We start from the raw sequence: 23860 nt of genomic DNA, 5'->3' as shown, positions 1-23860 counted from the left end.
CAGATCTTCCCTAGCGCCTGACCTCTAGCCCCTGCTCTTCGAGCATGCTTACGAAGCGGTCGAACAGATAGGCAACGTCGTGCGGGCCCGGGCTCGCTTCCGGATGACCCTGGAACGAGAAGGCCGGCACGTCGGTACGCGCCAGGCCCTGGTTGGAACCGTCGAACAGCGACACGTGCGTGACCCGCAGGTTGTCGGGCAGCGATTCGGCGTCGACCGCGAAGCCGTGGTTCTGGCTGGTGATCATCACCTGCCCGCTGTCGAGGTCCTTGACGGGATGGTTCGCGCCATGGTGGCCGAACTTCATCTTGCGCGTGCGCGCGCCGGACGCCAGCGCCAGCAGCTGGTGTCCCAGACAGATACCGAAGGTCGGAACTCCCGCAGCGAGGATTTCGCCGATCGCGGTAATGGCGTAGTCGCACGGCTCCGGGTCACCGGGGCCGTTGGACAGGAACACGCCGTCGGGGCGCATCGCCAGCACCTCGGCGGCGGGCGTCTGCGCCGGCACGACGGTCAGGCGGCAGCCGCGCGAGGCCAGCATGCGCAGGATGTTGAACTTGACGCCGAAATCGTAGGCGACGACATGGAAGCGCGCGTCGGCCGGCTGCGTATAACCGCTGCCCAGCCGCCATTCGCCCTGCTCCCAGCCGATGGTGTCGCTGCGGCTGACGACCTGCGCCAGATCCATGCCGGCGAGGCCCGGGAACTTGCGCGCCGATTCGATCGCGGCGGCGACATCCGGACTCTGCCCCGGCTCGGCGGTGACGATGCAACCACCCTGTGCACCCTGCTCGCGCAGCACGCGGGTAAGCTTGCGGGTATCAATGTCGGCAATCGCGACCACGTTCTCGGCCTTGAGATAGGCGTCGAGCGTGCGCTCGCTGCGGAAGTTCGACGTCAGCATCGGCAAGTCGCGGATGACCAGCCCGGCCGCATGCACGCGATCGGCCTCGACATCCTCGGCATTGACGCCAACATTGCCGATGTGCGGATAGGTCAGGGTGACGATCTGCCGGCAATAGCTCGGATCGGTGAGAATTTCCTGGTAGCCGGACATCGAGGTATTGAACACCACTTCGCCGACCGTGCTGCCGATCGCGCCAATGCCCTTGCCATGAAAAACCGTGCCATCGGCAAGCGCCAGCACAGCAGACGGGGATGCAGCCACGAGAACTCCTGATTCAGCGGTAACGGGTGCGGCACAAAGGCGAAGATGCCGCCCCCATACGTGAAAAAAACGGGACAAGCCGCGTTCGGCCGATCCCGCTGTCGAATTCTTGCGATTATAGCGTTCAGGCAGCGTACGCGCAAACGCGCAGCCGCGCCCACAGCCCCGAAATCACCGCAATCCGAGCACGTCCTGCATGTCGAACAGCCCGCGCGCGCGCGACGCGAGAAAGTGGGCTGCGCGCAGCGAACCCTGTGCGTACGGCATGCGTCCCCCCGACTTGTGCGTGATCTCGATGCGCTCGCCGATGCCGGCGAACAGCACGGTGTGATCGCCGATCACGTCACCGCCGCGGACCGTCGAGAAGCCGATGGTCTCGGGGCGGCGCTCGCCGGTCACGCCTTCCCGACCGTAGATCGCGCATTCGTTCAGATCGCGCCCCAGTTCGCGCGCGACGATCTCGCCCATGCGCAGCGCCGTACCGGAGGGCGCATCGACCTTGTGGCGGTGGTGCGCCTCGATGACCTCGATGTCGTAGCCGTCGTTGAGGATCTGCGCGGCCACCTCGAGGAGGCGGAACACGGCATTGACCCCAACCGCCATGTTGGGCGCGAACACCACCGGAACCGACTCGCCCGCGCGCGCGATCGCCGCCTTGTCCTCGGCCGACATGCCGGTGGTGCCAATGACCATCGCACGTCCGAGTTCGCGTGCGATCTCCAGATGTGCCAGCGTCCCTTCGGGGCGGGTGAAGTCGATCACGCAATCGGCGCTGGCGATGGCCGCGCGCGCATCGCCGCTGATCGACACGCCGCACGGTGTGCCGGAGAACTCTGCGGCGTCGCGTCCGATGAACGGGGAGTCGGACCGGTCGAAGGCGGCGACGAGTTCTGCCTGCGCGTCGGCGAGCGTCGCCTCGACAAGCATGCGACCCATGCGACCGGCTGCGCCGGCGATCGCGATGCGGCGTCTGGACATGGAAAACCTCTCGTGAATCCTTGTTCGTGGGCGGAGCGCGCGGGCTCCGGACGTTCAGCGGGCCTTGCCCGGCACCTCGATCACACGGCTGCGCGGTGCCGGCGTCGCCGACTCCTCGGGCTCGTCGCCGGCGGCCACAACATCGCCCTCGACGCTGTCGAGCTTGTCATCGACGAAGAACAGGCTCAACCGACGCGTCTGCGGCTCGTTCCATCCTTCGGTATGGCGATAGACGTAATCCCATCGGTTCTCGCGGAACATGTCGACGACCAGGGGCGTGCCCAGCACGAAGCGCACCTGTTCGCGCGTCATGCCGCGCCGCAGTTGCGCCACCATCTGCTGGTCGACGTAATTGCCCTGGCGCACGTCGATGCGATAGGGACTGACCAGGGAGTCGATCGAGCAGCCACCCGCGAGCAGGCTGCCGGCGAGAGCGACGGAAACGGAAATCGAGCGCATGGATCGCCTTTGAACGGACGTTGGGGGCCGGCCCGCACGGCCCGGCGAATACCGCGCGCCGCAAGCTCGGCGGTCTGCGCGCAATTCTCATTGAAGGGCAAAAAATATATCATAGGCAGCCACACCGCGCTGCTTTGGCAGCCGACGACAGAAGCCGGACCCCACCGGCCCGGGTGCCCTGACAGGCGCCGACAACGAGAGGCGACGATCCATGTCTGACAATTCACAGAATCTCAAGAGCATCGGCCTCAAGGCAACCTACCCGCGACTGCGCATTCTCGACCTGTTCCAGCATTCGGAAAACCGCCACCTGACGGCCGAGGATGTCTACCGCCTCTTGATCGCCGATGACATGGACATCGGCTTGGCTACGGTCTATCGCGTGCTCACCCAGTTCGAGCAGGCCGGGTTGCTCGAACGCCACTACTTCGAGGCCGGCAAGGCCGTATTCGAACTCAACGAGGGGGGGCACCACGACCACCTCGTGTGCCTGCAATGCGGCGCCGTCGAGGAGTTTTTCGACGCCGAGATCGAGCGCCGCCAGGATCTCGTCGCCAAGGAACGCGGCTTCGAGGTCAAGGAACATGCGCTCTACCTGTACGCCAACTGTCTGCGCGAGAACTGCCCCAATCTGAGCAAGCACGACTGAAGGGCGCCGTGAAGAACCGCAGCGAGGGCTCGGAGTGCAAGGCGTACGCAGCAATTCGGCCGCGCCTGGGTTCCGAGGCGCCCTGACGCCGCTCAATCGACACGGGCGCGCTCACGCGCCCGTGTAAGCATCTCCGACGCGTGCTCGCGCGTCGTCGCAGTGATTTCCAGACCACCGAGCATGCGCGCCACCTCGTCGATGCGCGCCTGTGCGTCCAGCGGCGTCACCGCGCTGAGCACTTCACCCTCGCCCGAGCGCTTGGCGATGTTCCATTGCCAGTCCGCGCAGGCGGCAACCTGTGGCAGATGCGTCACGCACAACACCTGACGGTCGCTGCCCAGGCGGGCGAGCAACTGCCCGACCCGTTCGGCCACGCTGCCGCCGATGCCGACGTCGACCTCGTCGAAGATCAGCGTCGGTACCGCCGTATCGCGGCTCGTCATGACCTGAATGGCCAGGCCGATGCGCGACAATTCGCCACCCGAGGCGACCTTGGCGAGCGGGCGCAGCGGCTGACCGGGACTTGCCGCAACGCGAAACTCGATGTCCTCGAGCCCGTGCGCACCCCCCTCCTCGCGCGCCACCAGCGCGACCTCGAAACGCCCTCCGGCCATCGCCAGTGACTGCATTGCTTCGGTAACCTGCTCCGACAGCGCCTGCGCTGCTGGCCGACGCTGGCGCGACAGCTGCTCGGCAGCACCGAACCAGGCCTGCCGTGCCGAAGATTCAAGCTCGGCCAGCCGCGCCGGATCCGATCGCGCCTCGAGTTCGTCGCGCTCGAGCTGCCAGCGTGTCAGCAGTTCCGGCAGATCATGCGGAGCCACGTGATGCTTGCGTGCCACGTCGTTGATCGCACCGATGCGTCGCTCCACCTCGGCGAGGCGATCGGGATCCAGATCGAGGCGTTCGTGGTAGCGCCGCAAGGCATGCACCGCCTCGTCGATCTGGATCGCCGCGCCGGCGAGCAACTCGCGCGCCTCGCCCACTTCCGGGTCGAGTTCGTGCATCGCTTCGACGCGCACGAGAATGCGCCCCAGCAGAGAAGTGACCGACATCTCGTCATCGACGAGTCCGCTCAACGCCTCGTCCGAGCCGGTGATCAGTGCCGCCGCATGCGCCAGGCGACGCTGCTCGGCGTCGAGCTCGACCCACTCGTCGGCCTCGAAGGCCAGTTGCGCAAGTTCGTCGATCTGCCAGGACAGCAGTTCGCGCTGGCGCTCCGACGCGCTGGCGTCGTGCTCGGCCTGCAGCCGCAGCCGCGCGATGCGCTGCCATTCCCGATGCGCACGCTCCACCTGCGCGACGAGCGCGCCAGCGCCGGCCTGGGCATCGAGCAGCGCGCGCTGCGCGTCGGCGCGCAGCAAGGCGAGATGGGCATGCTGTCCGTGAATGTCGGCCAGCCACTCGCCGGCCTCGCGCAGTTGCGCCAGCGTCACCGGCACGCCGTTGATCCAGCTGCGCGAGCGCCCGCCCGCATCGACCACGCGGCGCAGCATCACGACATCCTCGCCCGCGAGATCGGCGGCATCGAGCCACGCGGCCAGCGCGCCGTCCGGCGGCAGGTCGAACTCGGCCACGATGTCGGCCTTGTCGCGCCCGGCGCGCACCGTCGTCGCGTCGGAGCGGTCGCCGAGCGCCAGACCCAGCGCATCGACCAGGATGGACTTGCCCGCGCCGGTCTCGCCGGTGAGCGTGCCGAAACCCGGCGCGAACTCCAGTTCGAGCCGATCGACGATGACGAAGTCGCGGATCGCAAGACGTCTGAGCATCGGGTGGCCGGATCAGGGCGAGCGCGGCACGGCGCTCCAGTGGAGCTTCTCGCGCAGCATCGCGAAGTAACTGTAGTTCTCGGGATGGAGCAGGCGCACCGGCTTGGGAAAGCGCCGGATGCGCAGGCGGTCACGCGCGCGCGCATCGAAGCGCTCGTGACCGTCGGAGAAGATGCCCGCATGATGGGGTGGATGCAGCTCCAGCTCCACGCAGCACGAATCGGGCAGAGTCACGGGCCGCGCGGACAGCGCATGCGGCGCCAGCGGCACCAGCGCGATGCAGCGCAGGGTCGGATGCAGGATGGGGCCATTGGCCGACAGCGAATAGGCGGTCGAACCGGTCGGCGTGGACACGATCATGCCGTCCGAGCGCTGCGTGTAGACGAATTCGCCATCGACGAACAGATCGAACTCGATCAGCCGGCCGGTGTCGCCCTTGCTGAGCACCACGTCGTTGAAGGCGAGCATGGTCGCGACGCATTCGCCGTCGCGCACGATTTCGGCCTCGAGCATGAAGCGCGTCTCGGACTTGTAATGACCGTCGAGAATCTCCCCCAGGCGCTGCACCGCCTCGTCGCGCCCGATGTCGGTGAGAAAGCCCAGACGGCCGCGATTGACGCCGGCCATCGGCACGCCGCTGGCAGCCAGTCGGCGCGCCGCGTGCAGCATCGTGCCATCGCCCCCGAGCACCACCACCAGATCGCAGCCGGCGCCGATCTCGTCAAAGTCGTGCATCTCGCCACATGCGTCACCGCCCGCGAACGAACTCGCGGTACCCGCTTCGATCCATACCGTCAGGTCGCGCCGACGCAGGAATGCGGCGACCCCGAGCACTGCGTCGGCCACGCCCGGATCCTGGTATTTGCCGACCAGGGCGACGGTACGGAAGTCGTTTGCCATGCGCCGATTAAACCATAATCGGCTCGGTCACGGATGAAGCCGGAGGTCCCGTCGCGTACCTGTTTGCCGCAACGCCGGCAAGGCCGGATAATGCCCCACAGACACCCGGAATCATGCACACGATGACGCAGCCAACGCTCGACACCCGCTCGCAGATCCTGCTCAAGACCCTGATCGAACGCTACATCGACGAAGGTCAGCCGGTCGGTTCGCGCACACTGTCGAAGCACTCCGGGCTGGAACTGTCGCCCGCGACGGTTCGCAACGTCATGAGCGAGCTCGAGGAGATGGGCTTCATCACCAGCCCGCACACCTCGGCGGGGCGCATGCCCACCGCACTCGGTTATCGCTTCTTCGTCGATTCGCTGCTCACCGTGCAGCCGCTCGATCCATCGCGCGTGCGCCAGTTGCGCGGGCAGCTGCTCCCCGACCAGCCGCAGCGCCTGGCCTCGTCGGCCTCGCACCTGCTCTCGGACCTGACCCAGTTCGCCGGCATCGTCGTCAGCCCGCACCGCGAGAGCGCGCGCGTGCGCCAGATCGAGTTCGTGCGCCTGTCCGACACCCGCGTGCTGCTCATCATCGTGACCACCGCCGGCGACGTGCAGAACCGCATCCTGCACACGCGGCGCGCCTACTCCGCGAGCGAACTGACCGAGGCCGGCATCACCCTGACCGCGCACTACGCCGGCCAGGCGCTCGACGAGATGCGCAAGCGCCTGCAGGACGAACTGCATCAGCTGCGCAGCAACATCACCGAACTGATGAACGCCACCGTCGAGGCCAGCACCGAGTTCGCCAGTAGCGGCGACCCCTATGTACTCTCGGGCGAATCCAATCTGCTCGAGGTCGAGGATTTCTCCTCGAACATGTCGCGCATCCGCGAGTTGTTCCGGCTGTTCGAGCGAAAGACCGGCCTGGTGCAGTTGCTCGACCTGTCCAACCGCGCCGAAGGGGTGCAGATCTTTATCGGCAACGAGTCCGGGGTCGCGGAACTCGACGGCTGCAGCGTGATCACTGCTGGCTACGAAGTCGACGGCAAGCTCGTCGGCTCGGTCGGCGTGATCGGCCCCACGCGCATGGCCTACGACCGCGTGATTCCGATCGTCGACATCACCGCCCGCCTGCTCTCGAGCGCCCTGTCGCACGGCGGCGACTGAGCGGTCCACCCCCTCCGACCAAGGATTGCAGATGGCCCGTTACCGGCCCGAACCCGAATACACCCACGGCACGAGCGCGCTCACCGGCGTGCTCATCGCCAATCTGGGCACACCCGAGGCGCCGACCGCGCCGGCACTGCGCAAGTACCTCAAGCAGTTCCTCTCCGATCCGCGCGTGGTCGAGATTCCGCGCATCGCCTGGTGGCCGATTCTCAACGGCATCATCCTCAACCTGCGTCCGAAGAAATCGGCGGCCAAATACGCCACGGTGTGGACCGACGAAGGCTCGCCGCTGCGCGTGCACACCGAGCGCCAGGCCAAGCTGCTGGCCGGGCAACTGCTGCATGACGGACACGGCGAGGTCGTCGTCGACTGGGCGATGCGCTACGGCCAGCCCTCCATCGAGGGCGCATTGGATCGCATGCGCGCACGCGGCTGTACGCGCATTCTCATCCTGCCGCTCTACCCGCAGTACGCGGCGAGCACCACGGCCAGCGTGATGGACGACGTGGCGCGCTGCATCACCCATTGGCGCAACCAGCCCGAGCTGCGCTTCGTGCGCAGTTTCGCCGACCACCCCGGCTACATCGCCGCGCTGGCCAACTGCGTTCGCGAACACTGGCAGGCCAATGGCGAACCCGAGCGACTGGTGATGAGCTTTCACGGCATCCCGCGCCGCTCGCTCGACCTGGGCGACCCGTATCACTGCGAATGCCACAAGAGCGCCCGTCTGCTCGCCGAGGCGCTGGAGCTGCCGCGTGAGCGCTGGCTGATCACCTTCCAGTCGCGCTTCGGCAAGGCCGAATGGCTGCAGCCGTATACCGAACCCACCCTGCAGAAGCTCGCGGGCGAAGGCGTGCGCCGCGTCGACGTCATCTGCCCGGGCTTTGTCTCCGACTGCCTGGAGACCATCGAGGAGATCGGCATGGAATGCCGCGAAGCATTTCTCACGGCCGGCGGCGAGACCTTCCACTACATCCCGTGCCTGAACGAGCGCGCAGACTGGATCGCCGCGCTCGGCAAGCTGGCCGAATCGCATCTTGGCAACTGGCTCGAGATCGCGCCGCCAAGCGCCCAGGAGCGCGAACTGGCGGCGCTGCGCGCGCGCGATCTCGGCGCCGCGCGCTGAACGCCCCTCAAGAAATCCCGCGCGCGGCCGTTAACTGCCCTGTCACGGTTCAATCCGTTCGCAGGCCGGCCATGAAGATCGAAAGCGCGCAGATCGAGATGCAGTCCACCCACCTCGCCTTCGAGCGCGAGCGTCTCTCGCTGCGCGTCGAGCGCTGGGAGCCGAGGGCAGCAGCACCCTCCTCCACGACCGCAAGCACGGAACTCGATCAGATCGCGGCGGGCGCGGACGACACACTCGACGATCCACGCATGACGCTGCTGCGGGCGGTGATCGAATCGATTTTCGGTCGCAGCATCCAGGTGCTGCGCCTGTCCGATCTCGAACCCGACTCCACGCGCGCCTATGCGCCGCCCGAGCGCATGCCGACGGAAGCGAACGCTTCGGGCATGTCGTTGAGCGTGCGTGGCGAGCGCATCGAGTACGAGCATGTGGGCTTTGCGGCGCAGGGCAGCGTGCGCACGGCCGACGGACGCGAAATCCGCTTCGACGTCCAGTTCGAACTCGAACGCAGCGTTGCCGAACGCTTCGAACTCGACGTCACCACCGGTGCGCCGCGGCGCCTGCAGGATCCGCTGGTGCTCGATTTCGCGGGAAGTGGTGCGCGCCTTGCCGATGCGCGCTTCGCGTTCGATCTCGACGCCGATGGGAGCGACGATGCAATTCCCTTGCCCATCGGCGGGCGCGGCATGCTTGCCTTCGATCGCAACGCCAACGGCCGCATCGACGACGGAAGCGAGCTGTTCGGCCCGACCACCGGCGACGGTTTCGCGGAGCTGGCGGCGCTCGATTCGGATGGCAACGGCTGGATCGACGAGGCTGATGCCCACTTTGCCGACCTGCGCCTGTGGCAGCCCGATGCGAACGGCGCGGGAAGCTTGAAGACGCTCACCGCAACCGGCGTCGGTGCCCTGTCCGTGGCAAGGGTGGCGACACCGTTCGCGCTGCGCGACGGCCTCGGCGAGACCCTCGGCCAGTTGCGCGCCAGTGGCGTCTATCTGTCCGAGGACGGCACGGCCGGCACGATCAGCCAGATCGATCTGGCCGTCTGAATCAGTCGTCGACCAGCTGCAGATCGAGCCGCCCGGGTGCAGCCCGACGCGCCGGCAGGGCCTGCTCGCCACCCGCGGCGATGGCGCGCATGGCCTCGGCGCAGCGGCGCGCGGCAATCGCTCCGACGACTGCGCGAAACTTGTCGCGCACTTCCTCCGAGGCGAGTGCCAACGCCGACGGACTCACCTCGAGGTAGATCGACTCGACCACCGTCACGGCGGTCGTCATCTGACGCGAAGTACCCACATCCAGCCAGGCCAGCTCGCCGAAGGCCGACCCCGGGCCGAGGCGCTCGACGCGGCGACCATCGATGGAGATCTCCACCTCGCCGTCGATGAGCAATGCGAAGCGCGGGTCTTCATCGTTCTCGCGGAATACCGCCACGCCGGCGTCGACACGCCTCCACGCCGAAATGCGCAAAGCCTCCCACAGCTCGACGTCGTCGAATTCGGTGAAGAAGGCCAGCCGGCGCAGCACTTCGAAGCGTCGCGTGTCCGAGGGGCGCTGGCTCTCGTCGACGATCTTGTAGCGAATCGCCGACAGATCCTGGGCGAACTGCGCGCCGTTGCGGTAGCGCGAGTACAAATCCTTCTCGAGCGCCTTCGCGACCACCGCATCGACCCCTTGGGGCAGGTCCGGGTTGAGGCGCGAAGGCGACGGCGGATCGGCGTTGAGGATCTTGTAGATCAGCTGCGCGTGGTTGTTCGCGCGAAACGGCAAGCGGCCGGTGAGCAGGTGGAAGAGCACGACCCCGAGCGAATACAGGTCGGTCTTCTGATTCAGCGGGTAGCTCTTGATCTGCTCCGGGCTCATGTAGGCGGGCGAGCCCACGCCAACGATGAAGGTCGAATCCGACTGCTGCTTGCGATCCAGATTGAGCGCCAGGCCGAAGTCGGTGATCTTCACGTTGTCTTCGGCGTCGACGAGGATGTTGTCGGGCTTGATGTCGCGATGAACCACTCCTTGCCGGAAGGCGTGGTCGAGCGCCATGCAGCACTTGAAAACGATGCCCATCACGCGATGCAACGGCAACAGATTGTCGAAGCGGCAGTGGCGCGCCAGCGGCAGGCCGGGGAAATACTCCATCACCACATGCGCCGCATCGTCCTCGAAAACGACTTCGTCGATGCGTATGATGTTGGGATGCTCCAGGCGCCGGGCCACCGCGGCCTCGGCCTTGAGCAGCTTCTTCAGGCGGCGCACGCGGCGCGCTTCGCCGTCGCCCTGTCCGAAGCGCACATGCTTGATCGCCACCCCCTCTGGGTGATCGGGGCTCACCGCCCGATAGACCGTGGCGGTCGCGCCCTGCCCGACCTTTTCGAGGATCTCGAACCTGCCGATACGGGAAGGAAGCTCGCTCATGTGACTGCAGGACGCACAATGGACAACGCGGCCAAGCATACACCGGCCCCGCGACGACCGCTGCGTCGATGCCGCGCACATTTTTTCGTGGATCGCGCTTGAAATCCGCCCATGCGCCCCAACGTGGCCGTAAATCCGATGCACAAGGAGCTTCACACGATGCAGGACCCGAACAAGCCCGAACTCGAAGCCTACGAACAAGCCGCCAAGGCTGGCGAGGAGGCTGCCACCACCGATAACGACCCCGCGGTCGCAGACGAGGCGGACTCCGCCGGCGACAGGACCGAGCGCATGCCCAGCCTCGAGGAACTCATCCGCGCGGCCGAACGCAAGGCCGAGGAGCATCACGACGCCTGGCTGCGCGCCAAGGCCGAGACCGAGAACATGCGCCGTCGCGCCGACGAGGACGTGGCCAAGGCCGCCAAGTTCGCGGCCGAGAAGTTCGCCGGCGCAATGTTGCCGGTCAAGGACAGTCTCGAGGCGGCGCTGAAGACCGAGAACCAGACGGTAGAGAGCCTGCGCGAAGGCGTCGAGCTGACGCTCAAGCAGCTCGTCTCGGCCTTCGATGGCGCGAACATCGTCGAGGAGGACCCGCTCGACGCGAAGTTCGACCCCAACCGTCATCAGGCCATCGGCACGCTCGAATCCGACGCCGAGCCGAACACCGTCGTGCAGGTACTGCAGAAAGGCTACCTGATCCACGACCGCGTGCTGCGCCCGGCCCTGGTCATGGTTTCCAAGACGAAATGACCGCGTCAAGCGGCGGGGCTTGAAAGCCGCGCCGAACGCCCCATATTCGAACCAGACCCCGGCCCGAGTCGCCGGAACCGAAACTGAAACGAACACGAAAAGGACACGACATGGGCAAGATCATCGGCATCGACCTCGGCACCACCAACAGCTGCGTTTCCGTGATGGAAGGCGGCAAGCCGAAGGTCATCGAGAACTCCGAGGGAGCGCGCACCACGCCCTCCATCGTCGCCTACACCGAGGACGACGAGATCCTCACCGGCGCGCCGGCCAAGCGTCAGGCCGTGACCAACGCCAGGAATACGCTGTTCGCCGTCAAGCGCCTGATCGGCCGCCGCTTCGAAGAGAAGGAAGTGCAGAAGGACATCGACCTGATGCCCTACGAGATCTGCAAGGCGGAGAACGGCGACGCCTGGGTTTCCGTGCGCGGCAAGAAGATCGCGCCGCCGCAGGTCTCCGCCGAGGTGCTGCGCAAGATGAAGAAGACCGCCGAAGACTACCTCGGCGAGGAAGTGACCGAAGCCGTCATCACGGTGCCGGCCTACTTCAACGACAGCCAGCGCCAGGCCACCAAGGACGCCGGCAAGATCGCCGGCCTGGAAGTCAAGCGCATCATCAACGAGCCGACCGCGGCCGCGCTGGCCTTCGGCATGGACAAGAAGCCGGGCGACTCCAAGGTCGCGGTGTATGACCTGGGCGGCGGCACCTTCGACATCTCGATCATCGAGATCGCCGACATCGACGGCGAGCACCAGTTCGAAGTGCTGGCCACCAACGGCGACACCTTCCTCGGCGGCGAGGACTTCGACCAGCGCATCATCGATTACATCGTCACCGAGTTCAAGAAGGACCAGGGCGTCGATCTGAAGAACGACGTGCTCGCGCTGCAGCGCCTCAAGGAAGCCGCCGAGAAGGCCAAGATCGAGCTCTCCTCGGGCCAGCAGACCGAGGTCAACCTGCCCTACATCACGGCCGACGCCTCCGGCCCGAAGCACCTCGCGGTGAAGATCACGCGCGCCAAGTTCGAGGCGCTGGTCGAGGACCTGATCGAGCGTTCGATCGAGCCGTGCCGTGTCGCCCTCAAGGACGCCGGCGTCAAGGTCTCGGACATCGACGACGTGATCCTCGTCGGCGGCCAGACGCGCATGCCCAAGGTGCAGGAGAAGGTCAAGGAGTTCTTCGGCAAGGAGCCGCGCCGCGACGTCAATCCGGACGAAGCGGTGGCCGTCGGCGCCGCGATTCAGGGCGGCGTGCTGCAGGGCGACGTCAAGGACGTGCTGCTGCTCGACGTCACCCCGCTGTCCCTGGGCATCGAGACCCTGGGTGGCGTGATGACCAAGCTCATCCACAAGAACACCACGATCCCGACCAAGGCGAGCCAGGTGTTCTCCACCGCCGACGACAACCAGAGCGCGGTGACCATCCACGTGCTGCAGGGCGAGCGCGAGATCGCCGGCGGCAACAAGAGCCTGGGCCAGTTCAACCTGACCGACATCCCGCCGGCACCGCGCGGCATGCCGCAGATCGAGGTGACCTTCGACATCGACGCCAACGGCATCCTGCATGTGTCGGCCAAGGACAAGGCCACCGGCAAGGAGAACAAGATCAAGATCCAGGCCAACTCGGGTCTGACCGACGAGGAAGTCGAGCGCATGGTGCAGGACGCAGCCGCGCACGCCGAAGAGGACAAGAAGGCGCACGAGCTGGCCGACGCCCGCAACCAGTGCGATGCACTCATCCACTCGGTGAAGAAGGCGCTGTCCGAGCATGGCGACAAGCTCGACGAAGGCGAAAAGTCCGCGATCGAGACGGCCGTCACCGAGGCCGAGGAAGCGATCAAGAGCAACGACAAGGAGCAGATCGACGCCAAGAGCGCGGCACTCGCGCAGGCCAGCCAGAAGCTCGGCGAGAAGATGTACGCCGGACAGAATTCGGGTGGCGATGCCGGTGAGGCCGGCTCGGCCGGAGCCGATGCCAAGTCGTCGTCCGACCCGGATGTTGTCGACGCCGAGTTCACCGAAGTCAAGGACGACAAGTAACCCGGAGTCGAGAGCCGAGAGTCGTCAGTCGGAAGCAACGAGGCCGGGTCACCCCGGCCTTGCCTTTCGCTTCGGCTCTCTCCACTCCCCACTCTCCACTCTCGACTAGGTATTCATGTCTAAACGCGACTACTACGAAGTTCTCGGCCTCAATCGCGACGCCACCGCCGAGGAGATCAAGAAGGCCTATCGCAAGCTCGCGATGAAGCACCACCCGGACCGCAATCCGGACAGCAAGGATGCTTCGGCCAAGTTCCAGGAACTGAGCGAGGCCTACGAGACGCTCTCGGACGAACAGAAGCGCGCCGCCTACGACCGCTTCGGCCATGCCGGCGTGGAAGGCATGGGCGGCATGGGTGGCGCCGGCGGCGGTCGCGGCTTCGACGGCTTCGGCGACGCCTTCTCCGACATCTTCGGCGACATCTTCGGCGGCGGGCGCGGTGGTCGTTCCAACGTCTATCGCGGCGCCGACCTGCGCTACAACCTCGAGATCAGCCTCGAGGACGCAGCGCGCGGTACCGACAAGACCATCCGCATTCCAACCGTCGAGAACTGCGAGACCTGTCACGGCAGCGGTGCCAAGCCCGGTACCCAGCCCACCACCTGCGCAACCTGCGGCGGTGCCGGTCAGGTGCGCATGCAACAGGGCTTCTTCTCCATCCAGCAAACCTGCCCGAAGTGCCACGGCACCGGCCGCATGGTGACCGACCCGTGCCGTTCCTGCGGCGGCGCCGGTCGCGTCAAGAGCCACAAGACGCTGGAGGTGAAGATTCCCGCCGGTATCGACGAGGGCATGCGCCTGCGCCACGCCGGCCACGGCGAACCGGGCGTCAATGGCGGCCCGCCGGGCGATCTGTATGTCGAGATCCACATCCGCTCGCACCCTGTGTTCCAGCGCGAGGGCGACGACCTGCACTGCGAAATGCCAATCAGCTTCGCCACCGCCGCGCTCGGCGGCGAGATCGAGATTCCGACCCTCGACGGCATGGCGCGACTGAAGATCCCCGCCGAGACCCAGACCGGCAAGGTCTTCCGCCTGCGCGGCAAGGGCATCCGCAACGTGCGCTCGCAGGCGCCCGGCGACCTCCTGTGCCATGTCGTCGTCGAAACCCCGGTCAAGCTCACCGACCGCCAGAAGGAATTGCTGCGCGAGTTCTCCGACACCACCCACGGCAGCCCCGACCTGCACAACCCCAAGGCCAAGTCCTGGATGGACAAGGTGCGTGATTTCTTCGGAACCTGAACGAAGAACTCGCCGAAACGACGAAGGGCCCGCCAGTTGGCGGGCCCTTCGCTTGTGTGCCCGCGTTCTTCAGGACGCCGGGTGGCTGACGTTCTCGATCGCGCGCTTGACCGACATCGGATCGTCGATGCGCTTGAACACCAGATCGCTGATGCCGCGACCGGTGACGCGGACGTTGCCGAAACCGAAGATGCGCCCGAACACACTCTGATCGATCTCGACGGTCTCGATCGAGCCGAGCTTCATCTCGTCGGTCTGGCGGCTGATGATGCCGCGCTTGAGGATCACGCGCTTGTTGGTGACGCCCTGCTCCAGGTACTTCAGCCGCAGATACTCGTAGATCGCCACCAGCAAGGTGAGGCCGAAGGTCACCACCCCCAGCAGGATCCAGCCGACCATCGGCATCCACGAGAACCAGTGCAGCCGAAAGCGGGCTTCGATGCGCTCGCCATCGGACAATGATTCCTCGATATAGGACATGTGCGCACTCCGGGTTTCGCCGCCGGTCGCGGCCTTCGGCGTGATGCTAGCCGATTTCGCTCAGGCGCGACGCCAGGTGGTGCCGGCAGGTCCGTCCTCGAGGACGATGCCCGCCGCCGTCAACTCGTCGCGGATACGGTCGGCGGTCGCGAAATCGCGCGCCTTCTTTGCCGCGGCGCGCTCGGCGATCTTCGTCTCGATCTCGCCGGCTTCGTCATCGGACCCGCCTTGCAGGAACGCAAGCGGCTCGCGTTCGAGCAGGCCGAGCGCGCCGCCCAGCGCCTTGAGCAGGCTTGCCTTGAAGGCATCGGCGTCGCGATTGACCTCCCCGGCCAATTCGAACAACACGGCTACTGCCTCGGCGGTATTGAAGTCGTCGTCCATCGCCGCGCGAAAACGCGCCGCATGCGCGTCGTTCCAGTCGATGGCGGTCAACGGCGCCGGCGCGGCATTCTTCAGCGCCGTATACAGCCGGGTGAGCGCGTTACGCGCGTCATCGAGGTGCGCATCGGAATAGTTCAAGGCGCTGCGATAGTGCGCGCGCAGGATGAAGAAGCGCACCACCTCGGCGTCGTATTTCTTCAGCACCTCCCGGATGGTGAAGAAGTTGCCCAGCGACTTGGACATCTTCTCGTCGTCGACGCGCACGAAGCCGTTGTGCATCCAGTAATTGACGAAGGCGTGGCCGTGTGCGCCCTCAGACTGGGCGATCTCGTTCTCGTGGTGCGGGAACTGCAGGTCGGCGCCGCCGCCATGGATGTCGAAGTGATCTCCGAGCAGCTCCGAGCTCATGGCCGAGCATTCGATATGCCAGCCCGGCCGGCCTTCACCCCAGGGCGAGGCCCACTTCACCTCGCCCGGCTCATCCTCGCGCGCGTGCTTCCACAGCACGAAGTCGAGCGGATCGTGCTTGTCGCCGGCCACTTCCACGCGCTCGCCGGCACGCAGCTCGTCGAGCGACTTGCCCGAGAGCTTGCCGTAGCCGTCGAACTTGCGCACCGCGTAGCACACATCCTTGTTGGCGGCGACGTAGGCCAGACCCTTGTCGGTGAGGCGCTCGATCAGGCTCTGCATGGAGGCCACGTAATCGGTGGCGCGCGGCTCGTGATCGGGGCGCAGCACGCCGAGCGCGTCGGCATCCTCGTGCATCGCGGCGATGAAACGGTCGGTCAGGGCGCGAATCGATTCACCGTTTTCCTGCGCGCGGCGGATGATCTTGTCGTCGATATCGGTGATGTTGCGCACATAGGTGATGTCGAAGCCGCTCGCACGCAGCCAGCGCGAGACCATGTCGAACACCACCATGACCCGCGCGTGACCGAGGTGACAGTAGTCGTACACCGTCATGCCGCACACGTACATGCGGACCTTGCCGGCCTCGATGGGTACGAATTCCTGCTTCCTGCGGGTCAGGGTGTTGTGGATCTGCAGCATGCCGTCATCCGGTTGCGGTGGTTGTCGCGGCGGGCGTGTCCATGTGCGAGGCGGGCGGATTTGCTAGAATCGCGGACAGCCCGAAGCGCGCGATCATAGCACAGCGCATCCCCTCCCCGACCGCCCGTACGCGCCGCATTCCCCCCGACAATCCGCCCCAGGAGCCCGCATGATCCGTACCCTCTTCGCCTGCACGTTCGCCCTCGCCAGCCTCGCCGCAGCAGCTGCAAACCCCGTCGTCGACCTCGAAACCAACCGCGGCACGATCCGCCTCGAACTCGACGCCGAAAAGGCACCGGTGACCGTCGAGAACTTCGTGCAATACGTGCGCGACGGACATTACGACGGCACCGTGTTTCATCGCGTCATCGACGGCTTCATGATCCAGGGCGGGGGTTTCGACGAAAAGCTCAAGCAGAAGCCCACCCGCGCACCGATCCGTAACGAGGCCGACAACGGACTCAAGAACGCGACCGGCACCATCGCCATGGCGCGCACCAACGTGCCCGACTCGGCCACCTCGCAGTTCTTCATCAACCTCGTCGACAACACCGGGCTGGATCGCCCGCGCCCGGACGGTCACGGCTATGCCGTGTTCGGTCGTGTGGTCGACGGCATGGGTGTCGTGCGCGAGATCGGCAAGCTGCCCACGCGCCGTGCCGGCCCCCACCAGAACGTCCCGGTCGAGCCCGTCGTCGTCGAACGCGCGGTGCTCGTCGAATCCAACTGAGTCCACCCCGGAGCCCGTCATGAACGTCAAGCTGTACACCAACCACGGTGCGATCACCCTCGAACTGGATGCCGACAAGGCTCCCGAGACGGTCGCCAATTTCGTCGCCTACGTCGAGGCTGGTCATTACGACGGCACCATCTTCCATCGCGTCATCGACAATTTCATGATCCAGGGCGGCGGTTTCGAGCCCGGCATGAAGCAGAAGCCCACGCGCGATCCGATTAAGAACGAGGCCGACAACGGCCTCAAGAACGACTTCGGCACCATCGCGATGGCGCGCACGCAGGCACCGCACTCGGCCACCGCGCAGTTCTTCATCAACGTCGCCGACAACGCCTTCCTCAATCATCGCTCGCCCGACATGCAGGGCTGGGGCTATTGCGTGTTCGGGCGTGTCACCGACGGCATCGACGTGGTAGACAAGATTCGCGCAGTGCCCACCGGCTCCAGCGGCTTTCACCAGGACGTGCCGAAAGAGGACGTGCTGATCGAACGCGCCGAGATCGCCTGAGCGCGGCCCGCCCGGTGAAGGCACTGTTCATCTCCGACCTGCATCTGGGCGAGGAGCACCCCGAAACCCTCGCCGCATTCGACGCGCTGATCGACGGGCCGGCACGCGGCGTGGACACGCTCTACATCCTCGGTGATCTGTTCGAATACTGGGCCGGCGACGATGATGATACGGCGCTCGCCCGCCACGTCGCGACGCGCCTGCGCGCGCTGGCCGACGAGGACGGCGTCGCGATCTGGTTTCTGGCGGGCAACCGGGATTTCCTGATCGGCGAGGATTACGCCGCGCGTGCGGGCTTGCGCCTGCTCGCCGAACCCAGCGAAATCGATCTGGACGGCCAGTGCGTGCTGCTCTCACATGGCGATACGTTGTGCACCGACGACGTCGCCTATCAGCAGTATCGCGCAATGGTGCGCGATCCGGCCTGGCAGCGCGACTTTCTCGCCCGTCCGCTGGCCGAGCGCCGCGCCATCGTCGACGACCTGCGCGCGAAGAGCGCCGAGTCCAAGCAGAGCAAGTCGATGCAGATCATGGACGTCAACGTATCGGCGGTCGAAACCCTGCTGCGCGCTCATGGCCACCCGACGCTGATCCATGGCCACACGCACCGCCCCGCGCGTCACGTACACCACGTCGACGGGCGCGAGTGCGTGCGCTGGGTGCTGCCCGACTGGCACGATGATGCGCCCTACCTGCTGTGGGACGGAGCGCACGGCTTCGTGACCGGCCGCATTCGACCCGCCTGATGTAACAAGGCCGCCCGCAGGCGGCCCGTCATTTGCCGTCACACGCGGTCCTCAAGCATGCAGGCCGCGCGCCAGATCGGCCTTGATGTCCTCGACCGACTCCAGCCCGACGGCCACACGCAGCAGCCCCTCGCCGATGCCGGCCGCAGTGCGCGCCTCGGCCGAGATGCGCCCGTGCGTGGTCGTCGCCGGATGCGTGATGGTGGTGCGCGTGTCGCCCAGGTTGGCCGTGATCGACAGCATCCGTGTCGAGTCGACGACCTGCCAGGCGCGCTCGCGTCCGCCCTCGACATCGAAGCTGACGATCGCGCCGCCGCTGCCACGCTGCTGGCGCATCGCCAGCGCATGCTGCGGGTGCGATTCCAGCCCCGGGTAATGCACGCGCGCAACACCCGGCAGCACCTCCAGCCAGCGCGCCAGTTCGAGCGCCGCGGCCGACTGCGCCTGCATGCGGATGCGTAGCGTCTCCAGTCCCTTGAGGATCACCCAGGCATTGAATGGCGAGATGCACGGTCCGGCAGTGCGCAGGAACTTGAACACTTCCTCGACGACGGGTGCGGCACCGACCACTGCACCGCCGAGCACGCGACCCTGCCCGTCCAGATACTTGGTGGCCGAATGCACGACGATGTCCGCGCCGAGTTCGAGCGGGCGCTGCAGCGCCGGCGTGCAGAAGCAGTTGTCGACCGCGAACAGCGCACCGGCTTCGCGGGCGACCGCCGCCACCGCCGAGATGTCGACGACCTCGGTAAGCGGGTTCGACGGCGTCTCGACGAAGATCAGCCGTGTCTCGGGGCGAATCGCGCGACGGTAGGCCTCCACATCGGTGGCCGGCACCATCGTGGTCTCGATGCCGAAACGCGCCATGATGTTACCCAGCAACTGCTGCGTCGCGCCAAACAGGCCGGTGGAGGCGACGACGTGCTCACCGGCTTTCATCGTGCCCATCACCAGCGCGAGAATGGCTGACATCCCCGACGAGGTGGCGACACAAGCCTCGCCCCCTTCGAGGGCGGCGAGCCGCTCCTGCATCATCGACACGGTGGGGTTGGTGAAGCGGGCATAGACCATACCCGCCTCCTCGCCCGAGAAACGCGCGGCCGCTTCGGCCGCATTCTCGAAGCAGAAACTCGAGGTCAGGTAGAGCGCCTCGCTGTGCTCGCCGAAATCGCTGCGCGTCGTCCCGGCGCGCACCGCGAGGGTGTCGAAATCAAAGTCGTTCATTGTCTTGGGGGCGTCGCGCCCATCAGTCCTGGTTGCCGACCACCAGATTCAGGTCGAGCTGGGCATCGTCATCGACTTCGCCACCGCGTCCTTCGCCGCGCTGATTCTCGACGCCGGACAGGTATTCTTCCGTGATGTCGCCGGTGACATAGTTTCCGTCGAAGCACGAGGTCTCGAAATGCGAGATCGCCGGATTGAGCGCCGCCACCGAGGCCTTGAGGTCTTCCAGATCCTGGTAGATCAGGCCGTCGGCGCCGATCTCTCGGCAGATTTCCTGTTCGTCGCGATGGGCGGCGATGAGTTCGCTGCGCGAGGGCATGTCGATGCCGTACACATTGGCATAGCGCACCGGCGGCGCGGCCGAGGCCAGATAGACCTTCACCGCGCCGGCCTCGCGCGCCATCATGACGATCTCGCGGCTGGTGGTTCCGCGCACGATGGAGTCGTCGACCAGCAGTACCGTCTTGCCCTTGAACTCCTGATGGATGGCGTTGAGCTTCTGGCGCACCGACTTACGCCGCACGGCCTGGCCCGGCATGATGAAGGTGCGGCCGATGTAGCGGTTCTTGACGAAGCCTTCGCGGTACGGCAGCCCCAGATGATGGGCCATCTCCATCGCGGAGGGGCGACTCGAATCGGGGATCGGGATCACCACATCCACATCGGCGTGCGGATACGTGCGGCGGAACTTCTCCGCGAGGTATTCGCCCATCTTCACGCGTGACTCGTACACCGAGATGCCGTCGATGATCGAGTCCGGGCGCGCCAGATACACGAACTCGAACATGCACGGCGCCTGCACCGTGCTCTGCGCGCACTGACGGCTGCGGAAACTGCCGTCCAGATCGATCAGTATCGCCTCGCCTGGCGCAACATCGCGCACCATGCGGTGACCGGACACGTCGATCGCCACGGATTCGGAAGCAACCATCCACTCCGCGCCCTCCTCGACATCCCGACGCCCCACCACCAGCGGACGGATGCCGTGCGGATCACGGAAGGCGAGGAGACCATAGCCGGCAATCATCACCACCGCGGCGTAGGCACCACGACAGCGCCGATGCACGTTCGCGACCGCACGGAAGACCGCCTCGTCATCAAGCTTGAAGCCGTTGGCCGCGGCCTGCAGTTCATGCGCGAGCACGTTGAGCAGCACCTCGGAATCCGAAGTGGTGTTGATGTGGCGCAGGTCCGACAGGTAGATCTCGCGCTTGAGCTCTTCCGAGTTGGTCAGATTGCCGTTGTGGGCGAGCAGCAAGCCGAACGGCGAATTGACGTAGAACGGCTGCGCCTCGGCCGGATTGCAGGACGAGCCGGCGGTCGGGTAGCGCACGTGGCCGATGCCCGAATTGCCGACGAGATTGCGCATGTTGCGCGTCCGGAACGAGTCACGCACCAGGCCCGGGGCCTTGTGCATGAAGAACTTGGAACCGTCCGAGGTCGCGATGCCGGCGGCGTCCTGCCCCCGGTGCTGGAGAACCAGCAGACCGTCGTACAACATCTGATTGACCGGGGACTTCGCGACGACCCCTATGATTCCGCACATGGAACGAGCACCTATCTGAACCGAATCCTCTCGGCGACCACATCCGGCAGCCATGGCTTGGAAGCGATGACCGCCGTCTCAAGCGGCGGGGCCAGCAGCGAATTGACCCACCAGGGTTCCTTCGCCATGCCCAACATGCCACCTACCAGCACCAGCACGAACGCGATCGCCACACCTCTGGCGACGCCGAACAGCGTACCGAACATGCGGTCCGCCGGCCCCAGTCCTGCAGCCCGCAGCAACTCCCTAAGCAGGAAGCGCAGAATCGCTGCGAGCAATAGTACGCCCACGAAGATCGCGGCGAAACCCGCGACCTGACGCCACGCCGGCTCACTGATGACGCCAGCGAACATCTCGGCGACGCTGGACGCATACAGCCACGCCGCGCCCAGCGCGGCAATCCAGGCCACCAGCGCCATGATCTCGCTGACCAGTCCGCGCCACATGCCCACCAGCGCCGACATCGCCACGACCGCCAGCAGAATGTAATCGAAGACCGTCATTCCGCCCGTCAGCGCGTCGACACCACGCCGTCGAGCGAAGCGCTCTCGAGCCTGCGCAGCATCGCCTCGGCATCCACGCGCGAGGCGAACGGCCCGATGCGCACGCGCGAAACCCCGCCACTGCGTTCGATATAGGATTTGAAGCCACGCGCAGCCAGCTCGAGCTGGCGCGAGGAAGCCTTGTCGGCATCCGAGAAGGCCCCCACCTGAACCACGAATTCGTCCGAGGAAACCGGAGGGGAAGTCGTGCGCCCCTCGAGGATCGCCCGCGCACGCTCAGCCTCCGCACTCGACTCGGCAACATCCGCCTCGGGCGGGGTCTGCGCCTGTACCGGAGTGGGTTCATCGGTGGGCGCCCTCGGCGCGGCCTCGCGCTCCGCGCCTTGCGCGGTCGCCGCAGCAGGCGGCGCAGGCCTGGGCTCAGGCTCGACCACCGGCTCGACCGGGCGCACCGCCTCCTCAACCTCAGGCGCGGCGCTGTCGGGAACCGTCGGAATTTCGGTCGGCCGGGACGGGGGCGTCTCCGGCAGCGCCGAGATCGGGCTGCTGTCGAGACCGCGCTCGGGAATACTGACCTGGATGTCGTGCACGCTGGTGGCCGGCTCGCTGTCCATCACCATCGGCAGGACGATCGCGGCGACCAGCGCCAGCGCGGCGGCACCGACGAGGCGGCGGCGCGAACGCTTTTTTAACTCGAGGTTGTCGTTATCGGACACGCGGGGCATGCGCTCCAGAAGTCCCGATCGCGGCCATCACGCCGGACACGGTCATGAAAGACCCGAAGACCACAATTCTATCATCGTCGCCTGCGCATTTCCGCACTGCACGATAGGCCTCGTCGGGACTGTCGAAGCAGCGCACATCGGAGTCGATGCCGGCTTCATGCATGCGGGTCGCAAGAGCCTCGGCCGACAACCCTCGCGGTCCGTCGAGACTCGCCACGCACCAGTGGTCGATGCGTCCGGCGAGCAGGCCGACCACACCCTCGACGTCCTTATCGGCATACATGCCCACCACCGCCCAGGTTTCGGGAAAGAAACCCATCGAAATCAGGTTTTCCGCGAGCACCCCCGCCGCCTGTACGTTGTGCGCGACGTCCAGGATCACGGCAGGTCGCCCAGGCAGAATCTGGAATCGTCCGGGCAATTCGACATGCATGAAACCTTCGCGAACCGCCTGCATCGCCACCGGAATGCGATCACGCAATACTTCCAGCGCCATCAGCACGGCCGAGGCGTTGAGCAACTGATTGACACCGCGCAGCGCCGGAAAGGCCAGACCTGAGCGGCGCACCGGCGCCGCTTCCGCTCCACGTGCGGCGCGCCACCACGACCACTGCTGACGGTCGCCCGAATGACCGAAATCGCGCCCGATCAGCCACAGTTCGGCGCCGATGTCCCGCGCGTGGCACACCAGGGACTCCGGAGGCTGCGGATCGGCACATATTGCCGGCCGCCCGGCGCGGAAGATGCCGGCCTTCTCGTGGCCGATGGCTTCGCGCGTGTCACCGAGGTAGTCCTGATGGTCCATCGCGATCGACGTGACGACGGCACAATCCGGGTCGAACACATTGACCGCATCCAGACGTCCGCCCAGCCCCACCTCGAGCACGATCACGTCGAGCCGATCGCGACAGAACACATGCCATGCCGCGAGCGTGCCGTGTTCGAAATAGGTCAGCGGGGTGTCTTCACGCGCGGCCTCGACCGCATCGAAGGCCTCCACCAAGGTCGCGTCATCGACTTCCCGGCCATCGATGCGCACGCGCTCGTTGTAACGCAGCAGATGCGGGGAGGTGTACAGACCGACACGATGGCCGCCGGCGCGCAACACCGCCTCGAGCATCGCGCAGGTCGAGCCCTTGCCGTTGGTGCCACCGACGGTGATGATCACCGCGTCGCTGGCGCATGCCATGCGCGCACACACCGCCTCGACACGCTCCAGCCCGAGCTGGATCGCGTGTGCGTGGCGCGACTCGAGCAGCCGCAACCAGGCGTCGAGGGTCTTCGGCGGCGACATGCGGACGA

Annotated in this window: 23 protein-coding genes; 10 read left to right on the top strand and 13 right to left on the bottom strand. The window is 66.1% G+C overall.

Annotated elements, in window-relative coordinates:
* Positions 1-10 precede the first annotated feature (10 nt).
* From carA to C0099_RS07315, 3 genes are all read right to left on the bottom strand, one after another.
* Positions 11-1168 (bottom strand): glutamine-hydrolyzing carbamoyl-phosphate synthase small subunit, encoded by a 1158-nt coding sequence (carA, locus tag C0099_RS07325; RefSeq protein WP_102246827.1) that lies wholly within the window; start codon positions 1166-1168, stop codon positions 11-13.
* 171 nt (positions 1169-1339) lie between these two features.
* On the bottom strand, positions 1340-2146 hold the full coding sequence (gene dapB, locus C0099_RS07320) for a 4-hydroxy-tetrahydrodipicolinate reductase (protein ID WP_102246826.1): 807 nt from the start codon (positions 2144-2146) through the stop codon (positions 1340-1342).
* A gap of 54 nt (positions 2147-2200) precedes the next feature.
* Positions 2201-2605 (bottom strand): outer membrane protein assembly factor BamE, encoded by a 405-nt coding sequence (locus tag C0099_RS07315; protein WP_102246825.1) that lies wholly within the window; start codon positions 2603-2605, stop codon positions 2201-2203.
* Between the two features lie 211 nt (positions 2606-2816).
* Between C0099_RS07315 and fur the strand changes: the two genes are divergently transcribed.
* Positions 2817-3254 carry a ferric iron uptake transcriptional regulator gene (fur, locus tag C0099_RS07310; protein ID WP_102246824.1) on the top strand — a complete coding sequence of 146 codons (438 nt, stop codon included), beginning with the start codon at positions 2817-2819 and terminating at the stop codon, positions 3252-3254.
* Positions 3255-3346: 92 nt separating this feature from the next.
* On the opposite strand, the gene recN is transcribed toward fur, so the two are convergent.
* Both recN and C0099_RS07300 read right to left on the bottom strand, forming a co-directional pair.
* The gene (gene recN / locus C0099_RS07305; protein WP_102246823.1) at positions 3347-5023 is read right to left on the bottom strand and encodes a DNA repair protein RecN; all 1677 of its coding nucleotides are present in this window, start codon (positions 5021-5023) and stop codon (positions 3347-3349) included.
* A 12-nt stretch (positions 5024-5035) separates the two neighbouring features.
* A complete protein-coding gene (locus C0099_RS07300) occupies positions 5036-5923 on the bottom strand; it encodes an NAD(+) kinase (RefSeq protein WP_102246822.1) in 888 nt (295 codons plus the stop codon).
* Between the two features lie 122 nt (positions 5924-6045).
* Between C0099_RS07300 and hrcA the strand changes: the two genes are divergently transcribed.
* The 3 genes from hrcA (at position 6046) to C0099_RS07285 (ending at position 9261) form a co-directional block, all read left to right on the top strand.
* A complete protein-coding gene (hrcA, locus tag C0099_RS07295) occupies positions 6046-7080 on the top strand; it encodes a heat-inducible transcriptional repressor HrcA (protein WP_102248422.1) in 1035 nt (344 codons plus the stop codon).
* Positions 7081-7111: 31 nt separating this feature from the next.
* Positions 7112-8209: a ferrochelatase gene (gene hemH, locus C0099_RS07290; RefSeq protein ID WP_102246821.1), complete on the top strand. Its 1098-nt coding sequence runs from the start codon at positions 7112-7114 to the stop codon at positions 8207-8209.
* Between the two features lie 71 nt (positions 8210-8280).
* The gene (locus tag C0099_RS07285; protein ID WP_102246820.1) at positions 8281-9261 is read left to right on the top strand and encodes a hypothetical protein; all 981 of its coding nucleotides are present in this window, start codon (positions 8281-8283) and stop codon (positions 9259-9261) included.
* A gap of 1 nt (position 9262) precedes the next feature.
* On the opposite strand, the gene C0099_RS07280 is transcribed toward C0099_RS07285, so the two are convergent.
* Positions 9263-10624, bottom strand: a complete 1362-nt coding sequence (locus C0099_RS07280) for a serine/threonine-protein kinase (RefSeq protein WP_102246819.1) — start codon at positions 10622-10624, stop codon at positions 9263-9265.
* Between the two features lie 159 nt (positions 10625-10783).
* On the opposite strand from C0099_RS07280, the gene grpE reads away from it, so the two are divergent.
* The 3 genes from grpE to dnaJ all read left to right on the top strand — a co-directional run bounded on the left by grpE (position 10784) and on the right by dnaJ (position 14656).
* Entirely contained in the window at positions 10784-11374 is a 591-nt protein-coding gene (gene grpE / locus C0099_RS07275) for a nucleotide exchange factor GrpE (protein ID WP_102248421.1), read from the top strand.
* Positions 11375-11457: 83 nt separating this feature from the next.
* Positions 11458-13413, top strand: coding sequence for a molecular chaperone DnaK (gene dnaK, locus C0099_RS07270; protein ID WP_265734828.1), 1956 nt, complete (start codon positions 11458-11460; stop codon positions 13411-13413).
* Between the two features lie 115 nt (positions 13414-13528).
* Positions 13529-14656: a molecular chaperone DnaJ gene (dnaJ, locus tag C0099_RS07265; protein ID WP_102246817.1), complete on the top strand. Its 1128-nt coding sequence runs from the start codon at positions 13529-13531 to the stop codon at positions 14654-14656.
* A 69-nt stretch (positions 14657-14725) separates the two neighbouring features.
* Here the strand turns inward: dnaJ and C0099_RS07260 are convergent, their stop codons facing one another.
* Complete coding sequence (locus tag C0099_RS07260) at positions 14726-15136, bottom strand: PH domain-containing protein (RefSeq protein ID WP_102246816.1); 411 nt, start codon at positions 15134-15136, stop codon at positions 14726-14728.
* 60 nt (positions 15137-15196) lie between these two features.
* On the bottom strand, positions 15197-16570 hold the full coding sequence (gene cysS, locus C0099_RS07255; RefSeq protein WP_102246815.1) for a cysteine--tRNA ligase: 1374 nt from the start codon (positions 16568-16570) through the stop codon (positions 15197-15199).
* A gap of 169 nt (positions 16571-16739) precedes the next feature.
* Here cysS and C0099_RS07250 point away from each other — a divergent pair, with 169 nt between their 5' ends.
* From C0099_RS07250 to C0099_RS07240, 3 genes are read left to right on the top strand one after another with little or no spacing between them, the layout of a single operon-like run.
* Positions 16740-17300: a peptidylprolyl isomerase gene (locus C0099_RS07250; protein WP_102246814.1), complete on the top strand. Its 561-nt coding sequence runs from the start codon at positions 16740-16742 to the stop codon at positions 17298-17300.
* Between the two features lie 19 nt (positions 17301-17319).
* Entirely contained in the window at positions 17320-17814 is a 495-nt protein-coding gene (locus C0099_RS07245; protein WP_102246813.1) for a peptidylprolyl isomerase, read from the top strand.
* A gap of 14 nt (positions 17815-17828) precedes the next feature.
* Positions 17829-18560: a UDP-2,3-diacylglucosamine diphosphatase gene (locus C0099_RS07240; protein WP_102246812.1), complete on the top strand. Its 732-nt coding sequence runs from the start codon at positions 17829-17831 to the stop codon at positions 18558-18560.
* A 51-nt stretch (positions 18561-18611) separates the two neighbouring features.
* Here the strand turns inward: C0099_RS07240 and C0099_RS07235 are convergent, their stop codons facing one another.
* The 5 genes from C0099_RS07235 to folC are packed head-to-tail and all read right to left on the bottom strand — an operon-like array spanning position 18612 to position 23852.
* Entirely contained in the window at positions 18612-19784 is a 1173-nt protein-coding gene (locus C0099_RS07235) for an O-succinylhomoserine sulfhydrylase (protein ID WP_102246811.1), read from the bottom strand.
* 22 nt (positions 19785-19806) lie between these two features.
* A complete protein-coding gene (gene purF / locus C0099_RS07230) occupies positions 19807-21330 on the bottom strand; it encodes an amidophosphoribosyltransferase (RefSeq protein ID WP_102246810.1) in 1524 nt (507 codons plus the stop codon).
* Between the two features lie 11 nt (positions 21331-21341).
* Positions 21342-21833: a CvpA family protein gene (locus C0099_RS07225; protein ID WP_102246809.1), complete on the bottom strand. Its 492-nt coding sequence runs from the start codon at positions 21831-21833 to the stop codon at positions 21342-21344.
* Between the two features lie 8 nt (positions 21834-21841).
* A complete protein-coding gene (locus C0099_RS07220) occupies positions 21842-22558 on the bottom strand; it encodes an SPOR domain-containing protein (RefSeq protein ID WP_408634125.1) in 717 nt (238 codons plus the stop codon).
* Positions 22539-23852 carry a bifunctional tetrahydrofolate synthase/dihydrofolate synthase gene (folC, locus tag C0099_RS07215; protein WP_102246808.1) on the bottom strand — a complete coding sequence of 438 codons (1314 nt, stop codon included), beginning with the start codon at positions 23850-23852 and terminating at the stop codon, positions 22539-22541. The genes C0099_RS07220 and folC overlap by 20 nt, the downstream gene beginning before the upstream one ends.
* Between the last annotated feature and the right edge of the window lie 8 nt (positions 23853-23860).

The sequence above is a fragment of the Pseudazoarcus pumilus genome (assembly GCF_002872475.1).
GTDB classification, from domain to species: Bacteria; Pseudomonadota; Gammaproteobacteria; order Burkholderiales; family Rhodocyclaceae; genus Pseudazoarcus; species Pseudazoarcus pumilus.
The sequence above is the reverse complement of the archived record's forward strand: the minus strand, read 5'-3'. Positions and strand labels throughout refer to the sequence as shown.

Bases quoted from the DNA above. Each gene is read 5' to 3' on its own strand.
- folC (WP_102246808.1), bottom strand. From the start codon at position 23,852: ATGTCGCCGCCGAAGACCCTCGACGCCTGGTTGCGGCTGCTCGAGTCG.
- dapB (WP_102246826.1), bottom strand. From the start codon at position 2,146: ATGTCCAGACGCCGCATCGCGATCGCCGGCGCAGCCGGTCGCATGGGT.
- C0099_RS07225 (WP_102246809.1), bottom strand. From the start codon at position 21,833: ATGACGGTCTTCGATTACATTCTGCTGGCGGTCGTGGCGATGTCGGCG.
- hemH (WP_102246821.1), top strand. From the start codon at position 7,112: ATGGCCCGTTACCGGCCCGAACCCGAATACACCCACGGCACGAGCGCG.
- C0099_RS07220 (WP_408634125.1), bottom strand. From the start codon at position 22,558: ATGCCCCGCGTGTCCGATAACGACAACCTCGAGTTAAAAAAGCGTTCG.
- C0099_RS07245 (WP_102246813.1), top strand. From the start codon at position 17,320: ATGAACGTCAAGCTGTACACCAACCACGGTGCGATCACCCTCGAACTG.
- cysS (WP_102246815.1), bottom strand. From the start codon at position 16,570: ATGCTGCAGATCCACAACACCCTGACCCGCAGGAAGCAGGAATTCGTA.
- C0099_RS07315 (WP_102246825.1), bottom strand. From the start codon at position 2,605: ATGCGCTCGATTTCCGTTTCCGTCGCTCTCGCCGGCAGCCTGCTCGCG.
- C0099_RS07285 (WP_102246820.1), top strand. From the start codon at position 8,281: ATGAAGATCGAAAGCGCGCAGATCGAGATGCAGTCCACCCACCTCGCC.
- fur (WP_102246824.1), top strand. From the start codon at position 2,817: ATGTCTGACAATTCACAGAATCTCAAGAGCATCGGCCTCAAGGCAACC.
- hrcA (WP_102248422.1), top strand. From the start codon at position 6,046: ATGACGCAGCCAACGCTCGACACCCGCTCGCAGATCCTGCTCAAGACC.
- C0099_RS07260 (WP_102246816.1), bottom strand. From the start codon at position 15,136: ATGTCCTATATCGAGGAATCATTGTCCGATGGCGAGCGCATCGAAGCC.
- C0099_RS07235 (WP_102246811.1), bottom strand. From the start codon at position 19,784: ATGAACGACTTTGATTTCGACACCCTCGCGGTGCGCGCCGGGACGACG.
- C0099_RS07300 (WP_102246822.1), bottom strand. From the start codon at position 5,923: ATGGCAAACGACTTCCGTACCGTCGCCCTGGTCGGCAAATACCAGGAT.
- C0099_RS07250 (WP_102246814.1), top strand. From the start codon at position 16,740: ATGATCCGTACCCTCTTCGCCTGCACGTTCGCCCTCGCCAGCCTCGCC.
- C0099_RS07280 (WP_102246819.1), bottom strand. From the start codon at position 10,624: ATGAGCGAGCTTCCTTCCCGTATCGGCAGGTTCGAGATCCTCGAAAAG.
- dnaJ (WP_102246817.1), top strand. From the start codon at position 13,529: ATGTCTAAACGCGACTACTACGAAGTTCTCGGCCTCAATCGCGACGCC.
- recN (WP_102246823.1), bottom strand. From the start codon at position 5,023: ATGCTCAGACGTCTTGCGATCCGCGACTTCGTCATCGTCGATCGGCTC.
- purF (WP_102246810.1), bottom strand. From the start codon at position 21,330: ATGTGCGGAATCATAGGGGTCGTCGCGAAGTCCCCGGTCAATCAGATG.
- grpE (WP_102248421.1), top strand. From the start codon at position 10,784: ATGCAGGACCCGAACAAGCCCGAACTCGAAGCCTACGAACAAGCCGCC.